General features: G+C 41.8%; 17 protein-coding genes. 13 read left to right on the forward strand and 4 right to left on the reverse strand.

The window, feature by feature from the left end:
• Positions 1–89: 89 nt before the first annotated feature.
• Positions 90–716, reverse strand: a complete 627-nt coding sequence (gene nadD / locus H6G76_RS27865) for a nicotinate (nicotinamide) nucleotide adenylyltransferase (protein ID WP_190708389.1) — start codon at positions 714–716, stop codon at positions 90–92.
• Between the two features lie 396 nt (positions 717–1,112).
• On the opposite strand from nadD, the gene murC reads away from it, so the two are divergent.
• The 4 genes from murC (at position 1,113) to H6G76_RS27885 (ending at position 4,814) form a co-directional block, all read left to right on the forward strand.
• Complete coding sequence (murC, locus tag H6G76_RS27870; RefSeq protein WP_190708391.1) at positions 1,113–2,573, forward strand: UDP-N-acetylmuramate--L-alanine ligase; 1,461 nt, start codon at positions 1,113–1,115, stop codon at positions 2,571–2,573.
• An 85-nt stretch (positions 2,574–2,658) separates the two neighbouring features.
• Positions 2,659–3,660 carry a UDP-N-acetylmuramate dehydrogenase gene (gene murB / locus H6G76_RS27875; protein WP_190708393.1) on the forward strand — a complete coding sequence of 334 codons (1,002 nt, stop codon included), beginning with the start codon at positions 2,659–2,661 and terminating at the stop codon, positions 3,658–3,660.
• Positions 3,661–3,871: 211 nt separating this feature from the next.
• A complete protein-coding gene (locus tag H6G76_RS27880; RefSeq protein WP_190708395.1) occupies positions 3,872–4,219 on the forward strand; it encodes a YbaB/EbfC family nucleoid-associated protein in 348 nt (115 codons plus the stop codon).
• A 109-nt stretch (positions 4,220–4,328) separates the two neighbouring features.
• Positions 4,329–4,814 (forward strand): low molecular weight protein-tyrosine-phosphatase, encoded by a 486-nt coding sequence (locus tag H6G76_RS27885; protein WP_190708397.1) that lies wholly within the window; start codon positions 4,329–4,331, stop codon positions 4,812–4,814.
• 17 nt (positions 4,815–4,831) lie between these two features.
• Here the strand turns inward: H6G76_RS27885 and H6G76_RS27890 are convergent, their stop codons facing one another.
• Complete coding sequence (locus tag H6G76_RS27890; RefSeq protein ID WP_190708400.1) at positions 4,832–5,512, reverse strand: response regulator transcription factor; 681 nt, start codon at positions 5,510–5,512, stop codon at positions 4,832–4,834.
• A 455-nt stretch (positions 5,513–5,967) separates the two neighbouring features.
• Here H6G76_RS27890 and smpB point away from each other — a divergent pair, with 455 nt between their 5' ends.
• A complete protein-coding gene (gene smpB / locus H6G76_RS27895; protein ID WP_190708402.1) occupies positions 5,968–6,435 on the forward strand; it encodes an SsrA-binding protein SmpB in 468 nt (155 codons plus the stop codon).
• Between the two features lie 191 nt (positions 6,436–6,626).
• Complete coding sequence (locus H6G76_RS27900; protein WP_190708404.1) at positions 6,627–6,917, forward strand: WGxxGxxG family protein; 291 nt, start codon at positions 6,627–6,629, stop codon at positions 6,915–6,917.
• 103 nt (positions 6,918–7,020) lie between these two features.
• Here H6G76_RS27900 and H6G76_RS27905 read toward each other — a convergent pair whose 3' ends face one another.
• Positions 7,021–8,433, reverse strand: coding sequence for an IctB family putative bicarbonate transporter (locus H6G76_RS27905; RefSeq protein WP_190708406.1), 1,413 nt, complete (start codon positions 8,431–8,433; stop codon positions 7,021–7,023).
• Positions 8,434–8,522: 89 nt separating this feature from the next.
• Positions 8,523–10,073 (reverse strand): GAF domain-containing sensor histidine kinase, encoded by a 1,551-nt coding sequence (locus tag H6G76_RS27910; RefSeq protein ID WP_190708408.1) that lies wholly within the window; start codon positions 10,071–10,073, stop codon positions 8,523–8,525.
• A 555-nt stretch (positions 10,074–10,628) separates the two neighbouring features.
• On the opposite strand from H6G76_RS27910, the gene H6G76_RS27915 reads away from it, so the two are divergent.
• The 7 genes from H6G76_RS27915 to H6G76_RS27945 all read left to right on the forward strand — a co-directional run bounded on the left by H6G76_RS27915 (position 10,629) and on the right by H6G76_RS27945 (position 20,143).
• A complete protein-coding gene (locus H6G76_RS27915; RefSeq protein ID WP_397333841.1) occupies positions 10,629–11,762 on the forward strand; it encodes a DegT/DnrJ/EryC1/StrS family aminotransferase in 1,134 nt (377 codons plus the stop codon).
• 189 nt (positions 11,763–11,951) lie between these two features.
• Entirely contained in the window at positions 11,952–12,863 is a 912-nt protein-coding gene (crtB, locus tag H6G76_RS27920) for a cyanoexosortase B (protein WP_190708412.1), read from the forward strand.
• A 10-nt stretch (positions 12,864–12,873) separates the two neighbouring features.
• Positions 12,874–13,317, forward strand: coding sequence for a hypothetical protein (locus H6G76_RS27925; protein ID WP_190708414.1), 444 nt, complete (start codon positions 12,874–12,876; stop codon positions 13,315–13,317).
• Between the two features lie 22 nt (positions 13,318–13,339).
• Complete coding sequence (locus H6G76_RS27930) at positions 13,340–15,409, forward strand: NACHT domain-containing NTPase (RefSeq protein WP_190708416.1); 2,070 nt, start codon at positions 13,340–13,342, stop codon at positions 15,407–15,409.
• Between the two features lie 151 nt (positions 15,410–15,560).
• Positions 15,561–16,283 (forward strand): cyanoexosortase B system-associated protein, encoded by a 723-nt coding sequence (locus tag H6G76_RS27935; protein WP_190708418.1) that lies wholly within the window; start codon positions 15,561–15,563, stop codon positions 16,281–16,283.
• A gap of 144 nt (positions 16,284–16,427) precedes the next feature.
• Positions 16,428–17,828, forward strand: coding sequence for a polysaccharide biosynthesis/export family protein (locus H6G76_RS27940; RefSeq protein WP_190708420.1), 1,401 nt, complete (start codon positions 16,428–16,430; stop codon positions 17,826–17,828).
• Positions 17,829–17,968: 140 nt separating this feature from the next.
• Positions 17,969–20,143: a polysaccharide biosynthesis tyrosine autokinase gene (locus H6G76_RS27945; protein ID WP_190708422.1), complete on the forward strand. Its 2,175-nt coding sequence runs from the start codon at positions 17,969–17,971 to the stop codon at positions 20,141–20,143.
• Positions 20,144–20,329 lie beyond the last annotated feature (186 nt).

Below are 20,329 nucleotides of genomic sequence, written 5' to 3' on the forward strand. Positions count from 1 at the left end.
ATAAGTTGATATCTTTGAACCCAATCATATCGCAAAGGAGGGAGTATTAATAACTATAAAGTGTTAGATCCAAAAAAAAAATATATATTTTATTCAGATTTTTTGGAATAGAGGTTGTGATTCGTAATGTACAATCTCACCGGCTCTGGAACTAAATCGTTAATAGATTGCCTTTCGTAACAAAGTTTGCGAATAAGACTTGACGAAACTCCTACTAAGGGTATATTCAGGAATTGCCAGTGAATGGTTAGTGACTGCTGCCTTAGTTGTTGCTCCACTTGTTGGCAAAGCAAATCACTTGGAACGGTGGTATCACTACTTATCTTTCGGGGTGCAATCAACCAATCACACATTTGTATTAATTCACGTCCACGGTACCAACGAGGCAAGGTTTGGAAAGTATCTAAACCTACAATCCAGTACCAGCGAGTATTTGAATAAACAGCAGATAAATCTATAAAAGTGTTGATGGCATAAGAAGTTCCAGGGCGATTGGTTTCCACTAAGGAGACAGTAAAAGCTGGATTTTCTTGTGTTGCTAATAACAGCATCTTTAGTCGATGCTCAAAAGGTGCTGCTTGTTTATGCGGAGGATTGAGCGATGGTACCCAAATTATTTGATCTAGGGATACTTGATGTAAAGCCATCTGGGCGATAAGCAGGTGTCCCCAATGAATTGGATCAAATGTGCCACCAAAAATTGCTCGTTGCTGCATTTTATTATGCGTAAGCTCTATGCAGTTGAAACACAATTTTACAACCAATGTATTATTGTACTCAATTCATGCCTAAGCTCGATGCAATTTAACAACGATTTGGTTACGAATGTATTATCGTAGCCTTTACCAGTCAGGAATCTAAAAATATGTATTTGTCCTTAGAAGAATTTCTTTCCCGATGCAGTGGAAATTTTCAGAATAATCATAAAAACAGTTCAGAAATAGCAAAAACCTCTTATAAAGGTAAAATCATTCTCAATCCGCATAACGGCAGTGCAAAAGCTCTCAGATAGCAAGCATAAAAAAGGTGTAGAAAAATTTACGGTAAAAAACAAATTCCTGTTATGATACGCGTGTCAATTATGAATATGGTGTGGTGCAAGAGGAGTAACAATGAGTAATGTTGTGGATTTTAGTGGTAGACCATTCCATTTCATTGGAATTGGTGGCATAGGTATGTCTGCTCTGGCATATGTCTTGGCAAAGCGTAATTTGCCAGTGTCAGGTTCAGATGTTCGTCCTAACCATATTACGCGCAAGTTAGAATCTATCGGAACACATATTTTTGGGAAGCAAGAAGCAAGTAATCTTGAATTCTTTCACCCCGATGTAATGAAGAATGAAGCAGCATTAAGTTCCCAAGAATTGTTAGCTGCTCCGATGTCATTACTACCTCAAGTAATTTGTTCAACTGCAATTAACACTACTAATTTAGAATATAAAGCTGCTTTAGAATTAGGTTGTCCGATATTACATCGTTCAGATGTACTAGCCGCTTTGATTGCTGATTATAAAAGCATCGCTGTCGCAGGTACTCATGGCAAAACCACAACCAGTAGCATGATTGGTTATATGCTACTGCAAGCGGGTTTAGACCCCACAATTTTGGTGGGCGGCGAAGTCAATGCGTGGGAAGGCAATGCTCGCTTAGGACAAAGCCAATATCTAGTAGCAGAAGCAGATGAATCTGATGGTTCCCTAGTGAAACACGCGCCTGAGATTGGCATTATCACTAATATCGAACTCGATCACCCTGACCACTACGACACATTAGAGGAAGTAGTTGATACTTTCCAAACATTTGCGCGGGGTTGTAAGACTTTAATTGGCAGTATTGATTGTGAAACAGTACGCGATCGCCTGCAACCAACAATCAGCTATAGCCTACATCAAGATACTAATGCTGACTATACCGTTACCAATATTGACTATCGTGCCGATGGTACTACAGCATTAGTTTGGGAACGCGGCAAAGCATTAGGTGTGTTAAAGTTGCGTTTACTAGGTCGTCATAACCTCAGCAATGCTTTAGCCGCAGTTGCTGTTGGTCGAGTATTAAATCTAGAATTTGGTGAAATTGCCAAAGCTATTGCCACATTTGAAGGTGCAAGACGACGCTTTGAGTTTCGCGGGGAAGTCGATGGCATTACATTTATTGATGACTATGCCCATCATCCCAGTGAGTTGCGTGCTACGCTTGCAGCTGCACGTCTTCAGGCTAGACCAGGGCAAAGAGTGGTGGCTATCTTCCAACCCCATCGCTATAGTCGCACACTGACCTTTTTGGAAGAATTTTCTGAGTCATTTACCCATGCTGATTTGGTTGTCCTGACTGATATTTACAGTGCAGGCGAACCCAACTTAGGGCAAATCAGTGGTGAACAGTTAGCAGCAGAAGTTGGCAAGTTCCACTCACAGGTCGTGTATCAACCAACTTTACTCCAAGTGCGCGAATTCTTACTCAAAACCCTGCGTCCTGGCGACTTAGCACTGTTCCTTGGTGCAGGCAATCTCAATCAAGAAATTCCAGAAGTAATTACGAGACTTTGTGAGGCTGCTAAAGCCACATCTTAAAACCGTTGAGTAACGGCATTAATTCATAACTATTGCTGTATTTTTGCGGCAGAAAAATGTAAAAATTTCACAAATTGATGTCAAAATGAAAACCTCCTCGGCAGCTGGAAACATCTGCACAGTTTCTGCTACACCTACACAGAAACAAGAAACAGATAAATCATCAGATAGCAAAATTATTTACTTACCCGGTACAGATTGTATTATCAAGCCTCAGGCTGCTTTATCTGCCTTTACGTCCTATAGAGTCGGGGGAGCAGCCGAATGGTATGTTGCGCCTCGAAACTTAGAAGCACTGCAAGCAAGCTTGAATTACGCAAAAGAACATAATTTAACAGTAACAACTTTAGGGGCAGGTTCTAATTTACTCGTGAGCGATCGCGGTTTACCTGGCTTAGTGATTGCCACGCGTCATTTTCGCCACAGTCACTTTGACCCAGACACGGGTTTATTAACAGTAGCGGCTGGTGAATCAATTCCCAGCTTAACATGGGAAGCGGCACAACTGGGATGGCAAGGGTTCGAGTGGGCTGTTGGTATTCCTGGAACTGTGGGTGGAGCCGTAGTCATGAATGCTGGCGCACATAAGAGCTGCATCGCAGATATCTTGGTGAGTGCCGAAGTGCTGTCACCAGACGGTAAGCTAGAAACCTTGACTCCGGCTGAATTAAATTACAGCTACAGAACTTCAATACTGCAAGGTAGCGATCGCATTGTTACCCAAGCCACTTTCCAACTGCAACCAGGTGCAGATCCAGCCCAAGTTTTGGCTCTCACCAAACAACACAAACAGCATCGGCTCTCTACCCAACCTTATAATTTCCCCAGTTGTGGTAGCGTGTTCCGCAATCCCAAACCTTATGCTGCTGGCTGGTTAATTGAACAAACAGGCCTCAAAGGCTATCAAATCGGCGGCGCACAAGTAGCTCAACTCCATGCCAATTTCATTGTAAATCGCGGTGGAGCCAAAGCTAGTGATATTTTTTGCCTGATTCGTCACATCCAGGAACAAGTCCAAGAACGCTGGTCGATTTTGCTAGAGCCAGAAGTCAAAATGATCGGTGAGTTTCAAGCAGCTTGTGGATGAAGAGGCTAGAGGCTAGAGGTTAGGGGCTAGTAAGGGAATTGATTTATAGCCTTATAGCCAGCTATTCAATCACCAATATTTATAATCCCTAGTCTCTAACCCCTCATCCCTAACCCCTAGCATTAATTATTAGTAACAAAAGTGGCAAATTACCACCCGCATCTATAATTGAATTTGATTTGTTATTCAAAGCACACGCGGACAATCAATTATGACAGGTAAAGGACAAGGATTTGGCTTTGGCTTAGGAAAAATGAAAGAACTAGCCGAAGCCTTTAAAAAAGCGCAGCAAGTTCAAGAAGGCGCAAAGCGACTCCAAGAAGAATTGGAGCAAATGGAAATTCAAGGAGAAGCTGGCGGTGGCCTAGTCAAGGTGATTGTCAGCGGCAACCAAGAACCGAAGCGAGTAGAAATTTCTCCTGATGCTTTAGGGCAAGGAGCAGAACTACTTTCAGATCTCGTAACAGTAGCAATGAAAGACGCTTACAACAAGTCCACAGCCACAATGCGGGAACGTATGGAAGATTTGACCAGTGGATTGGAATTGCCTGGATTTTAGTCAATAGTCAATAGTCATTGGTCATTAGTCATTGGTCATTGGTTTGTACAAATGGCAAATGACAAATGACAATTGACAAAGAACAATTGACAAAGGACAAAAAAGACCAATGCCCTACAAACTGTTGTTTGTCTGTCTAGGGAACATTTGTCGATCGCCCTCGGCAGAAAACATCATGAATAATTTGATTGAGCAGGCTGGGTTGAGTGACAGCATCTCCTGTGATTCTGCTGGCACATCTGGCTATCACATTGGTAGCTCCCCTGACCGACGTATGAGTGCGGCGGCGGCGGCGAAATTAGGAATTAAACTCCGTGGTCGAGCCAGACAGTTTGAAAAGTCAGATTTTCAAGACTTTGACATGATTTTGGCAATGGATCGTGACAATTATGATGATATTCTCGCCCTTGACCCAACTGGCAAATATCATGGTAAGGTGCGGTTAATGTGTGATTTTTGTACTCGACATACGCTCAAAGAAGTTCCAGACCCCTACTACGGCGGCGTAGAGGGATTTAATCAAGTAATCGATTTACTGGTTGATGCTTGTGAAGGTCTGCTTCACGAGATTACCAATCAGCAATTACAAGCTTGATTGATTTAGCAAAGTAGCTATTCAACTAAACCATGTTTAATTGCAAACCGTACCAGTTCAGCCCGGTTACTGGTGGCGGTTTTTCTTAATAAACTGCTAACGTACTTTTCTACTGTTCTCGGACTCAGGTGTAACTGTTGACCCATTTCGACATTCGACAGGCCGTGAGTCAGCAGTTCGAGAACTTCTTGTTCTCTGGTAGTTAGGGATGAGAACAACTCAGGTTTTTCTAGATGAGTAAATATAGAGTTATGGGCTTCTACTGCTGTTGGGGTGGAAGTACCTAAATTTTCTTTTTGAGAAACGCGGTACTCAGATTGAATAATTTGCGATCGCTCTAACAAATTGCGAATAGCGGCGGCTAACTCTTCCAACTCAAACGGCTTGGGTAAATATAAATCACACCCCGACTGATAGCCCAGAATTCTCTCTTGGGTTTTAGTACGTGCTGTTAACAAAATTACAGGCAATAAACGAAATCCTGGCTGTTGGCGCACCCTGCGTACCAGTTCATAGCCGTTCATCCGTGGCATAACAATATCAGTGACAATTAAATCAGGATGGTACTCTTCTACCATTGCCAAAGCCTCTTGACCGTCATTAGCCGTAATCACTGAGTAGCCAGACAGTTCAAGATAATCGCTAATAGACAGACGAGTGCCCAGGTCGTCATCCACCACAAGGATCGTCAAGGGCATGAACAGTACACCCCTAGCATTTTGGTTACTTATAAATTTGCTTCTACGAGTGTTTTCAGCGAACACAGACAATAATAGTCTTCTTATGTTTCATACTATGACAGGATTACCAGCTAATGACTGCTCGATAGTTAATTTATAAAGAAAATCTTAAATCATTAGGAGTGGCTCAAGAAGTTTAACGCAGGTTCAATAGCTAGTGTATGTAAAGGATAGATACTTTTGTAATTCTTAACAACCTACCATTGATGCAAACTAATTACTACCATAGTGTGAATAATATTGACTTTAACGATGATAATGCCGCAGCGTTTACAGCAAAAAACATTTTTAGATTAATAGGATAACACTGATATTCAGCTAATAATTAATTTATAGTGGTTTAATATGCCTCTATAAATTCACAAGCTAGTCTAAACGATTTTTGCAACACATTTAAAGTTATCAAAATATCAATGAGTGACAAGAGCGACAGTTACAAAGTTATTAGTGACAACCGTCAAGCCCGTTATTTGTATGAAATCTTGGAAACCTATGAAGCTGGCGTTCAGTTGACCGGAACAGAAGTTAAGTCAATCCGTGCTGGCAAAGTAAATTTACAAGATGGTTATGGTTTGATTCGTGATGGTGAAATATGGCTGCTCAACGTGCATATTTCACCATATAACGCTAGTGGTCAATATTTCAATCATGAACCGCGCCGGACACGTAAGCTATTGCTGCATCGTCAGGAAATTCGCAAATTAATTGGCAAAGTAGAACAACAAGGTTTGACATTGGTACCATTAAAGATGTACCTAAAGCGAGGCTGGGTAAAAGTGAGCATTGCCCTTGGCAAAGGTAAAAAACTTCATGACAAGCGCGAAGATATCAAACGCCGTGATGATCAACGAAATATGCAAAGAGCAATGAAAAATTTTTAATCAATAATCATTTTTCATTTGTTACTCTCCTCTGCTTGCCTACTCCCCTACTCACTACTCCCAACTCCCTAGACTATATACCCTCAGCGTGAGTTAAGAGATAGCCTAGTTTATAGCTACAGATTGATTCTGGTCACGTTGGGAATGGATAGAGTGGTGAGTAACTTTGCAAGCAACAAGGAAAATTCATCATGAAACTTAATTTTACCAATGCTGTTGGTGCTGGCTTACTTTCTTTAGGGATGGCAATATTGCCTTTTACCGTATCTGCACAAGCTCAAGACAACAGTACTTCCACAACCACTAATACACCCCAAAGCACAACAACTTACAATACTGCTGATCGTAATGATTTTGACTGGGGCTGGCTAGGATTACTGGGTTTAGCTGGTTTAGCTGGTTTAGCTGGTAAAAAACGTGACGACGAGCCAACCCGTTACCGTGACCCTAGCGCCCCTGGTGCTACAAGCTATAGAGAGTAGTGCAAACAGCTAGAATGTCAAAAAAGTAAACAAAGGAACTTTTGTGTTCTCAGTGTTTGAAATGGGCAAGTTGAATTTAAAACCTTGCCCTTCCCATCCCAGGTTAATTTGCGGCCAACTCTTGGTTAGTTGAGTTAACTTGATTTACGGGAGTCCAGTAACTAGCAATTAAGGCCACCATTAGCCACCAAAGGGTGTTTACCTCCGGGCGAAACCAGATTGTATCTACTGTGCCATGAGCTAACATACCCAACAGACTAGCAAAAGCCCCAATTAACCAAAATCCCTGGATATTTCTCGATTCTCGTAATCTCCGCAGTTGTAAAAATGCTGTATTAAAGGTTACTACTATCAGCCACAGGAAACAAGCTAAACCGACAAAACCTGTTTCTACCGCTACCTCCAGCAAAATTGAGTAAGCACTCAAAGCACTATAACGGGGACGCTGATATAGGGGGTAGACTTTATTAAACGAGTTGTGACCAGGGCCAATACCGATAATCGGGCGATCGCCGATCATCTCAAACACAGCATCCCAAACATTGCGGCGGAAATTATTACTGCTATCTTGGCGATCGGCAAAAATACTAAAAACCCGCAGACGTACTGGCTCCACAAATAATACTGCTAAAACCAATAATCCCAACAGGCCTCCTAAAAGTATTGGCAATGCCCAAGTGCGCCAAAAAGGAGGCATTTGCACACTTAACCAATAAAGTAACAACGCCATTGCGGTGAAAACTGCAACTAATAATCCTATCCAACCACCACGGCTAAAAGTCAAAACCAAACAGGCACTATTCACCACCAGCATTGTCAATGCCAAAGCTTTTTTGGCCCAACTTTGCCAAGCGAAAATTGCGACTAAGCTTAAAATAACAGCTGGCATTAAATACCCAGCTAATAAATTAGGATTACCTAAATAACTATAAACTCTAGTAGTTTTAGACAGAGGCGATGCTGGGTCTACCCAAGTTGCCAGCTGTGCAGCACCAAAAAACCACTGCCGTAATCCATAGACACTGACAATTAGCGATACTAATAAATAAAGCGTAATTATCCAAGATCGAATACGCGATGACCTGAGTACCCGCGCACAAAGGGCAAACAATAACAAATAAAGCGTTAATGTTGCCAGGTCGTTCAATGCAGCCTTTTTTACTGGTGATAATGCCGTAGCGACAACAGCTACTCCCCAATAAAGCAATACCAACAAGTGAATAGGTGTAAATAACGGCGCATTGGCTGGGACTCGTTCATCAGATAAAGTCAACAACAGCCAAAAACCTACACAAGCTATCAGCAGCACCCCAACCAATGTACTCGATACAAAAGGAGCAAGAGCATAAACTAAGCTCATTAAAGCAGCTGCTATTATATCTCCCCACTGTATCAAGATGCTGCTTTGCCGCCATGAGTTGAGCAAACCAACAGAAAAACGGCGTAGGTAGCTAGTTGCAAGATATTCTTTGAGCGGTAAATCAGATAAAGTAAATCGTTGCCAGACTAAATTCATAAAACACGCTGCAATCAATTAGCAGATCTGCACAAGCAGAACTTGCACTTAATGATAATGCGGGTAGTTATAAACAGCTAACATCTGAATTAAACTTCGCTGTCTTCAGAGCTAGTAGGCATTTGTATAGGCAGAGATAGTACATAGCGGTGTCCTGATTCTGGTGAACCTTGGATCGAAATTTGTCCACCATGCAATTCTGCCAGTTGATAACTCAACAACAAACCTAAACTTTCGCGTGACAAACTACCATTACCCTTAGCTAAATCTATTTCAGAACTGATAAGAGATAAATCTGAGTAAGAATCAGTTAGGGTTGGTGACTGTTCTACTGCTACTGGTAGGCTGCCTGATTCCTCAAAAAAGTCTGGATAAGGATTATAAAACCCTGCTTCATTGCTCAGTTCCAATAGAGATGGGGGATGAAGACGAAAATAGGGGTCAACCTCAGTAATACCATCTCCTAACCAGGGATGTGAAACCCAAACAGTAATGTTGAGAGTACTTTCTTTATAAGAAACATGAATCCTGACAATGCTGCCCGTAGCAGAAAATTGAATGACGCTGAAAACCATGTGGTAAAGTATTTGCCGCACTTTATCTTTATCTAAAGGCCAAATGCGACCACGGCCGGGTTCTATCGACAGGCGGATATCTTGCTCACGGCGGTTAGCTGGCTCTTCTAGGCTATTGATAGCTTGTTGACATAGCATTTCAATATCTACCGGAGCCAAGTTCAGCACATTGGAGTTATCATTTACAGTTCCTAGTTCGGTAATTTCGTTAACTAAAGAAAGTAAATAACGGCCACTGTGTTGGATAATCTCAACATATTCTCTTTGCTTAGTTGTTAAAGGCCCATAAATTTCTCGCCCTAAAACGCTAGCCATCCCTAATACCGAAGTCAAGGGAGTGCGTAACTCGTGAGTAAGTTGTTCCAACAGTTCTAACTTTAATTGCTTAGTAGAAAGTGGTTCTTTTTCTGAATTGGATGGGCTAGTTTTGGTGTTAGTGGTAGGTTCGTTATTGAGTAACAAACTTGCAACACTTTTCTGATTGCTTTTTTCTGGTTTAGTTTGTAGCAGTCGATTGCGCTCAAATTCACTCATGCTCCAACGAGCTATGATTTGTAGAAGCTCAATATCTCGATTTTTAAATTCTCGCGGCACTAAATCCATTACTGCCAAAGCACCCAAACAATGACCTGATGAATCAATCAGTGGTACTCCCAAGTAAGCACGAATGCCATAATCCTGCACTAACTTACTAATTGCTAAAGTAGAATTACTATATTTTTGCGTATCATTAATTACTATTTCTCTACAAGTTTCTACTACTTGAGTGCAGAAAGATTCGTGACGCAACAACTGACGACTTTGGGCTAATTGGTTCATCAATCCCAGTCTAGATAAACCTACAGCTGACTTGAACCAGTGACGTTCTTGATCTACAAATCCCAAAATGGAAATAGGTGCTTCTAAAAAATGGGCAGCTGTTTGAGTGGCTTCTTCAAATACTGGTATTGTTTCTGGCTGTCGTAAACCTAACTCTGACAGTATTTTGAGACGTTGCTGTTCCCTGGTTTCCTGAGAAGCCCAACCATCCTTAAGACCGAATAATTTATTTTCAGGCTCTACCATTGCCACCACTACCTTGATAATTCCTCGATACTGTAATTTATATAACCCCGGTTTCAGGGTTATGATTTACTATTTTTAAGCATTCCCCAATTTTGCCTCCGACAAACAATAATTGGACAAAAATTTTATATCCTTGCCGTAAATCTAGTGAAGTACTCTGATAAACATATGACTCAGGGTTTTCTCGAAAACTACGTTAGTTTAGTCTTTGCTCAGGGTAATATACGTTTAAGTTTGGTATAAAAGCTATTTGCTATGTTTAATTTATACTCTGAATAAAAATAATAATTTTATGCGTGTTGATGCAATTTTTGTTTACTGAGAATTTCTGTGCATTGAAAAATAATCTATTTTAAGTAGAAAAACGGATATTTGAGGAATAAAAGCAAATTTTTTGAGGTTATTATTAAAATGAATTAAATTAAGTAAAAGCAAAATTAACCTAGAGTTTATGAGATGAATTTACTCATAGGTAAATCTTGATGTGTCAACTTTTATTAGCATTTCCAAGCAAATTGAATATTTAATTTTTAAGGATAAATAGTAATGAATAGAATGGCTGTGAGAGTTCCTTTTGTAGACCTTAACTTCCAACATCAAGCAATTCAAAATCAATTAGAAAAAGCGATCAATGGTGTTTTAAATAAAGGCGATTTTATTTTAGGTCAAGCTGTTGCCGATTTTGAGATAGCTTTTGCCGCAGCATCGGGTGCAGAATATGGTGTAGGTGTAGCGTGCGGAACTGATGCGATCGCTCTAGGTTTGCAAGCTTGTAATATCGGCATTGGTGATGAAGTGATTCTCCCAGCCAACACTTTTGTCGCCACACTCATTGGCGTGTTACGTGTAGGTGCTAAACCAATTCTTGTTGATTGCGATCCGGATACAGCATTAATTGATTTAGAAGCAGCAGCTAAGGTAGTTACTTCCAAAACTAAAGCCATCATCCCGGTACATCTTTATGGGCAGATGGTATCACCAAAGCAGTTGTTAGATTTTGCTACTACCCACAAACTATTTATTTTTGAAGATGCAGCCCAAGCACACCTAGCCCAACGGGAAGGTTACAAAGCTGGTTCTGTAGGAGTGGCTGCCGCTTTTAGCTTTTATCCCAGTAAAAATTTAGGGGCATTTGGTGATGGCGGAATTCTACTAACAAGAGATTCAGAGGTAGCCCAAAAAATGCGCCGCTTGCGTAACTATGGTGCATCGCAAAAGTATGTACATGAAGAACCTGGTACAAATAGTCGCTTGGATACCTTGCAAGCTGCCATCTTATTGGCAAAGCTTCCCTATTTATCGCAGTGGAATGGCGATCGCCTGACTACTGCACGGCAGTACGATACTGGATTAGCACCCCTGAAAACTGCTGGCATCATTCCTCTAAAAAATCATAGCAATACCGGACACGTCTATCATCTGTATGTCATCAAAATTGATCAGTCTTGCCGCCTCGAACGCCAGCAAATTCAAGAGAAACTCCTAGCAGCCGGAATTCAAACAGGTATTCACTACCCAATTCCTTGCCATCTGCAACCTGCATACACTTACCTGGGCTATCAACAGGGAGACTTCCCGCAAGCAGAAAAGCTTGCCCAGCAAATTTTATCTTTACCTATGTATCCTGGTTTAAGTAGTAACCAAATTCAAGAAGTCGTAGGTGAAATTACAGCAATTATTAATGGCTAACAGTTGTTATATAGCAATCCTATTTGATTTACAAACTACTGGTGAGGTCAGGCAATAGGCAATAGATTTGTTTGAATATCCTACACGGGTTGCTATAAATTTCTTTTTCATGACATTATTTCATGTGTTACCAGTGGTCAGTAACAAAACAATTGAGTACTGTTTCATTCATTTAAATTGCTTATACTCATGGCACTACCGCAACATATTCAAATCAGAAGCAAACAGCAATTACTGAGCATAGCAATTTTAGGCGTTTTAGGATTGTTGTATGCTCCTGTGTTGCTGCACTGGCTAGATGGTTGGCTGAACAAAAGCATCAGCATAGAACATGAATATTTTAGCCACGGTATTATTGGACTACCATTTGCCGCTTACCTGACTTGGCTGAACCGTAAACAATGGCAACGTTTACCAGATAGCACCCATCCTGTGGGTGCTGTTTTGCTTGTAGTTGGGGGAATATTTTATCTTAGCGGTATTGCCGAGTGGGTGAATCTTTCTTTACCTATGATTCTGGCAGGATTGTGCTTGTGGTTTAAGGGCATAGCCGGCTTGCGATTACAAGGATTTGCATTACTGCTGGTATTTTTGGCAACTCCAACTTTCCTACCCTACTTATTGGTTCCTTACACCTTACCTCTACAAAGCTTTATTGCTGGTACTGCGGGTTTCATCCTCAATCAATTAGGAATGCCAGTTGTTGTTGATGAAATCAACATTTATGTAGGCGGACGAATTGTAGAAGTAGCACCATATTGTGCAGGGCTGAAAATGTTGTTTACTACGCTTTACGTCGGCTTGATGCTGCTGTATTGGACTGGGGGGTTAGCTTCACGCCGTATTAGTGCTTGGTTTTTATCTATTGCTGTTGTGATTAGTATTATTGCCAATATCATTCGTAACACTTTCCTCAGTTACTTCCACGGTACAGGTAATGAAGCAGCTTTTAAGTGGTTACATGACAGTTGGGGTGGCGATGTTTACTCTGCTTGTATGTTGTTATTACTAGTGCCATTACTCAACTGGATGAACGACAATTTTTCAGCAGTTCCAGAAATTTCAGAACCGATATCAGAATCTATAAACGAGCAAAACTAAGGAAAAATTTATGTTTGGTAAAAAACAACCAGAACAACCCAGCCAATCACAAAGTATGAGCGGTGTAACTGTAACTGGGGGTGTGATTCAACAAGGACAAGCGGTGGGTAATCTCCAGCAAAGTCAATCAGGCAAGCTGGACACACAGCAACAAATAACTAACACAGATGTAGTCAAGCAATTAGAAAATTTGGAAATAGCTATTAAAGCTGCATCCTTGGCTCAAAATGAAAAAGATGAACTGCTGGACTATATACGTCCCGCCAAACGTGAAGCAGCAAAAGATGGGGTGAATAAAGATTTAGTCGGACAATACCTCAAACCAGTGAGTGAAACTCTGACAACCATGAAACAAACCACAGAAGCCGGAAAAAGCTTGTGGCAAAGTGGACAAGAAGTTTTTCAAGCCATTGCCCCTTGGTTAGGAGTGGCAGCAAAACTCATCGTTATGTAGAGATTTTTATTGAGCGTGAGTGATGGGGCAGAATCAAGATATTGGGCATAGTTCACTTCAGAATAGTCAAGTTCAGCAGACCCAGGCAAATCGGGACGCAGTTAGTTTTCAAAATAGTCAAGATAACCAAGTCACAATCAATAATATTATCTTGGGGATGTTTGCTCAACCAGAGCCACCCCAGGTTAATTGGGAATGGGGAAAAAGGTTGCTGAAAGAGAAGCAGTTGCCTGATATCCGTCAACGCTTGGCTGATACTTTGGGAATTAAGCGAAATTCGATGAATGTCTCTTTTGCAGAACAGTCATCTTGGGTAAGTCGCAATTTGCATATTGATGGCGAAGTTTGCGGCACGATTGATGCTAATAAACTGCTGATTGAGACTTTTGGGCGCGATGATATTCAAGGAAAACTGTTGATTTTAGGTGCGCCAGCAACAGGTAAAACCACAGCACTGTTGAGTTTAGCAGAGCAGTTGGTGTGTGGTGCGCTGCAAAATGAAAAAACTGTAATTCCTATATTATTTGAGCTTTCGACTTGGCAAGATGATCACCAAAGCATTGAAGAATGGTTGGTTGAGCAACTTTATGAACTACACGGGGGAGAACGCCAATATAAAATTTATGAGCGATGGCTAGAGCAACGAGTTTTATTACCTTTGTTGGATGGGTTGGATGAATTGGGGCTGGAAAGACAAAAGAAATGCACCATCAAACTTAATGAATTCGCCCGTCATTATCCCCATGTTGTAGTTTGTTGCCGTCTGAAGGAGTTTGAGGCGGTAAACCTCAAACTGAAAACATTTAGAGGTGCAGTGTGTCTCCAGTCTTTATCTGACTCACAAATTCAAGATTATCTTCATAGTTTGCAACGCTCGGAATTATGGTCAGTGTTTGAGGATAATCCACATCTAGGAAATCTGCTAAAACCAACCTCAGAAAACGAGCCAGGTTTGTTGCGAGTACCATTGTTCCTGAAGTTGGTGGTTGATGTGTATAACCCACAGCAGGCAATTGACAACAAAGCAGACTTGTTGGAAAAGTATATTGATCGTCAGTTGTCGATAGATACCCGTGAGCAAGAACGCCTCAAAGAGAAGGAATGGGGCAAATGGGCATACAAAACAGTAGAAGCAGAACCCGGTTGGCAGGAAACTCGCAAGACTTTAAGTTGGCTAGCAAGGCAGTTGCAACGTCACAATACAGTGGAATTACTGATTGAGCAAATGCAGCCGACTTGGATTGAGTCTGTACTCTTACAGCGTCGCTATCGGCTAATGATTGCGCTGAGTGGCGGGCTTTTAGGATTGATTGTCGTGCTGATTGGCAGGTTGACAGGGGTGCTGGGAGGGCTGTTGGTAGGGGTTACAGGGCTAATTGTCGGGCTAATTGTCGGGCTGATTATCGGGATGCTGGGAGGGGTAAATAAAATTGAACCCGTAGAAGCATTCAAAATTTCAATATCTCGTGCAGTCATCCATAAAATTTTAGATAGGTTGCTATATGGCGTGATTTCAGGCGTGATTTTCGGGCTGATTTACGATCTAGTTTTTGGGCTGACTTCCGCTTTGATTGACGGGCTAGTTTTTGGACTAATTATCGGGCTGATTATCGGGTTGATTATTGGGTTAATTAGAGGGCTGAAGGCGGAGTTAAAGATTCGATCGCGCCCTAATCAAGGCATCTGGAACTCATTGCAGAGTATGCTATGGACAACTGGTTTGACCTATGTCCCTGGCGGCTTGATTTTGGTGATGGTAGATTTAGTAGCTCGCACAGTAGCCCAAGGCAATAACGGGCTTGGATTAACTAGTTTTGCTAACTCACCCCATGATTGGCTATCACTGCTATTTTCCGGGTTATTTATCAACCTATTTTTCGGCTTTTTCTTCGGTGGCGGAGCTGCTTGCTTACAGCACTTTTGCCTACGCCTTGTCCTTTGGCGCAGTGGCACAATACCCTGGAATTTTGCTCAATTCCTCAACTACTGTGTCGAGCGACGTTTACTCTTGCGCGTGGGTGGGCGTTACCGCTTCCTGCACCGCGAACTCTTCGACCATTTTGCTGTTTATTGCGATTCTAATATCAGGTAATTCATCCAGTTAAAATCTTTGCTTTATATAGCTTTACAAACAGCTTGAGCCTATCTTTGACAAATTCTTGTTAGCATAAATTGCTACTTTTACTGAACTCAGAGTGTCAATTTTTAAGTAAAATTTTGCGTAACTATTCCAAATTTTACTAATGCTCTCCTTATCTAAGGTTCTCAAAGAAAAACAATTGTCTTATGTAGTAGTACTTGTCTTATTACTACTGCTTTTAGGAATAGGAGGGGTTCCCGGATACTTGACAGGACGTTGGCAATGGAAACAGCCGCCACCTGTCACCACCCTCAAGGAATTAAGAAAAATACGTGAAACTGGATTAACCATTCCTGGGTGGCAAACAGTTGAACAATCTCAACAACTAGTTGGCGAACATAAATGGTCGTTACAAATCCTGAAACAAGCAACTTCCCAAACCCAAGCGATACTGCTGTTATTGCCACAAAATGGCCCGCGAGACCAACCTGAAGTGGAGTGGACAGAAATTAATGGCTGGGGAAAGTCTCGCTGGGGGAAATGGGATCTAGCCCAAGAAGGTATTGTTGAATTTAAGGTCAAACAGCCCGCAAATTCCGGTTCAAGTTCCGAAATCCCAGTAAAAGCTAAATTTTTTCGAGCTTCTACACAACAAGATACCTTTGCTGTTTTACAGTGGTATGCTTTTGCCAATGGCGGAGATCCATTACCTTTACGTTGGTTCGTAGCCGATCAATTGGCACAGTTACGAAAACATCGTGTTCCTTGGGTAGCGGTTAGTATTATGTTACCAATGGAACCTTTAGGCAAAGTTGAAACTACTTGGCCTTTGGCTCAGTCTTTGGGTGAAACAGTACAAACTACATTGATGGCAAAACCTCTATAAGAAGTTTATAAGTATATATGCTTAAATTTGTCGGAAATTAACATCCGTGAGTAATTCTGTTAATCAACAAAATACATAAAAGTGATTTTCAGAGTAAAATAACGACGCGGTGTAACAAATTATGAAGTCAGCTTTACTGCACTAATGTTCCTAGCTTCCCATTATTATGTGCGTGCATTTAGCACCCTGTGTTTTGTGAGTATTCAGGCAGGTGTTTTCTTAATTAACACTGTCCAACCTGTTGTGGCTCAACCTTTGCCATCTTTAAAAACATCGCCAGGGCTATTGCTTCCGCAACCACCCGCAAATTCTGCTGATGTACTGCCGCTACAGCCTCCTTCACCGCCGCCTAACGCTGACACTGTACCTCCTGAAAATGGCGCATCCTCCCAACTCACCCGTTATCTTTTAGGCCCTGGAGATATCATTGGTGTTGTGTTTCAACGCCCTACTGGTGCTTATCGCTTAGGGCCGGGAGATGCTATTAGCGTCGTAGTTCAACGCTTTCCAGATTTAAGTTTTCAAGCTTCGATCAATCCAGAAGGTAACATTATAGTGCCATTACTAGGCACGGTTTCACTCCAAGGTTTAACGTTGCAAGAGGCACAGGAAAAAATTCGCTTTTTACTGAATCGTTATGTAATTAATCCTGTAATTGTTTTGTCTTTGACTGGGGTGCGTCCTGATTTGAGTTTTCAAGCTCAAATTAGCCCAGAAGGAACTATTGTGGTGCCACAAGTAGGAGTCATATCGATACAAGGCTTGAGTTTAGCCGAAGCCCAAGAAAAAATTCGCTTGAGTTTAAGCAAGATTATTACCGAGCCAGCGATCGCCGTATCTCTAGTTACACCACGACCTGTACAAGTTACAATTAGCGGGGAAGTGTTTCGCCCAGGTATCTATCCTGTTGGTTCATCAACACCAAGGGTTGCTGATGCTTTACTGATAGCTGGTGGTTCGACAATGAACGCCGACTTGCGACAGGTGCAAGTACGCCGCAAGTTGATGGATGGTTCAGTAATTTCCCAAAATATTGATTTGTATGCAGCATTACAAAATGGTGGCACAGTGCCGAATTTGCGCTTGCAAGATGGTGATGCTGTAATTGTGCCACGCCGGGAAGTCGGCAATGATGATGGTTACGATCGCAATTTAATAGCTCGTTCATCTTTGGCTGTGCCACAGATTCGAGTCCGAGTATTAAATTATGCCGCAGGCGGCTTGGTAACACAAACTTTGCCCAATGGCAGTAGTTTTGTGGATGCTTTGGGAGGGATTAATTTAGATACAGCTAACCTCCGAGATATTGCTTTAGTTCGCTTTGACCAAGAAAAAGGCCGCGCCGTAACTCAAAAACTAGATGCGAAAAAAGCTCTGAGTGGTGATATCTCGCAAAATGTACCTCTGCAAGATAACGATGTGATTGTTGTTGGGCGTAATCTAATTACTAGAATTACTAATATCTTTAGTACTGTTACTCGCCCATTCTTTGATGTTCAAAGTTTTCTCCGCTTCTTTGATTTCTTGGGTGGTGGTTCAAGGTAATTTATGTTACTTAAAGAAAAGAAAGATTAATTCATTAAAAATTGCTCAACACAGATAACAAATAATCATTGACTATTAGCTATTAACCGTTGACCATTAAATATTAACTACTACTGTTTTGCTTTCTATATGCCTCTGCTATGACCCCACCAATTGTTAAGCGTTATCTGATTGCTTTCGAGAAGTACAAATGGATTGGACTAGCTAGTTTTGCTTTAATTGTTGCAGGGTCAACGGTGGTGGCTATACAGCCAGAGCCACCGACTAACTATGTAGCAGATGGCGCACTCACTTACACTCGTCCACCAGTTTCATTTTCTGCCACTGGAAATGAGATTCAGCAACAAGGCCAGGAATTAAGCGAGGGGGCTTTGCTTTCTGATCAAATCATTGAAACTGTAGCTACTAAGCTGAATATCAAACCAAAAACTATTGGTACAAATGTGGCTCTGAAATTACCAGAAAAAGCCAAACCCGGAGAACCAGTATCCACACTAATTGAGTTGAAATATAAAGATACTGATGTTAAACGTGCCAAAGAGGTAGTTCAGGAATTGATGCAAGCCATGATTAAGCTGAGTGGTGAGATCAATACGGGGCGATTAACAGCAATTATTAAAAAGATTAACGAACGTGTGCCACAGGTTCGGTTGGAATTACAAACAGCAGAGAAAAAATTAGAACAATATGATCGCCGCGAACGACCTGCAATATTATCAGCAGAGAATGGTAGTTTATTAGCGGCAATAACTGCTAGCCAAAACCAGCAACGACAAATTCAATTAAATATCGCTGGTGTTGATGCTCAACTTCGCAGTTTACAAGCAAAGTTGGGTTTGGATGTTGATCGAGCTTATGTTTCTTCGGCTTTAAGTGCTGACCCCATTTTGACACAACTGCGATCGCAACTTTATCAAGCCGAATCACAAATCGCTTTGCTGCGTCAAGACTTGCGACCTGAACACCCGACCATGATTCAGTTGCAACGTCAAAAACAAGCAACAGAAGAATTAATTCAACAACGTGCAGCAGAAGTTGTTGGCGGTGGAGGTACGGCTGCGCCTCTAGCGCGTGATGTTTCGGGTATTCGCGCCCAAAGCAACTTAGATCCTGCACGACAAGGTTTGGCTAATCAAATGGTGACGTTGCAAACCCAACGGGAGACGCTGCAACAACAATTAGCGCAACAAATCCGCGAAGAATCACGGTTGCGTCAAGAGTATTCTTTAATACCCAACAAGCAATTAGAGCGATCGCGCTTAGAACAAGAGGTAGCACTCAAAAAAGCAGTTTATGACCAAATGCAAGCTAAACTGACAGACTCTAGAACCGCAGAAGCAGAAACTGTTAGTAGCTTGACTGTTGCTCGTCCTCCAAGCATTATTCCCGAACTCAAAAAACCAAAGAGTGTACCAGCAACCTTGGCTATTGGTAGCTTCTTAGGATTTTTAGTCGGTGGTGGAGTGATATTCTTGTTGGGTTCTCTAGAGGGAACGTTCAAAACCAAAGAAGACATCCGCGAAAGCCTCAAACAGAAAGAAGTGGCTTTGCTGGGCGAATTGCCCTTAATGCCAGTGGATGATTTACCTCCAGACATAGTTCCAGTTTTATTCTCCCCTGATTCTCCTTATTTGGAGTTTTATGAAAAATTCCGCAGTAATTTACGCCGTTTCGGGGGTAAAAACTTAAAAGTATTGCTAATTGCTAGCACTGGTAGCCAAGAAGGCAAAACAGTCAGTGCTTACAATTTGGGTATAGCTTCGGCACGTGCTGGCAAACGTACCCTAATTATTGAAACCGATTTGCGATCGCCTTCACGCGCTGCATCTCTGAAAGTTACTCCCGACCCCGATGCCACTATCGAGCCGCTACGTTATTATGCCAGCTTGAGCGATTGTATTCGTTTAGTTCCTGATGTTGAGAATTTATACATTATTCCTAGCCCTGGGCCTGTACGTCAGTCAGCTGCGGTTATTGAATCTAGCGAAATCCGGCGTTTGATGGAGGATGTCAGAGAGCGGTTCGATTTGGTAATTTTAGATACTCATCCTTTAAGCCATTCCAACGATCCTTTATTAATTCAACCTTACAGTGATGGCATAGTACTGGTTGCCAGACCAAACTATACACAAGAAAATATGTTAAGTGAGGCGATCGATCAATTAATGGAAGCTGAACTGGGATTGTTGGGCGTGATTATTAATGGTGCTGATATTGAGGTTACGGCCCCAAGGGTTGTAGAACCTAAAGCATCTTCATCTGAGGGAGGCGAAAACTCAGAAGTAGCAGCAGGGGTAAACAATAATTACAACTAATATCAACACCAATCACAACCCTGCCCGATTAATTAATTGTTGTCAATTGTGGTTTGTTTCTCAATTAACTTAACGTGAGTTCGATGAACCTCTCCCCAACCCCTCTGTCTTGAAAAGTTTTGCGCCGGGAAACCCGGACGCGCAACGCCAGTGAGGGAGCCGGGAAACCCGTCCAACGCACTGGCT

Source organism: Nostoc sp. FACHB-152 (genome assembly GCF_014697475.1).
Taxonomy (GTDB): Bacteria; Cyanobacteriota; Cyanobacteriia; order Cyanobacteriales; family Nostocaceae; genus Nostoc_B.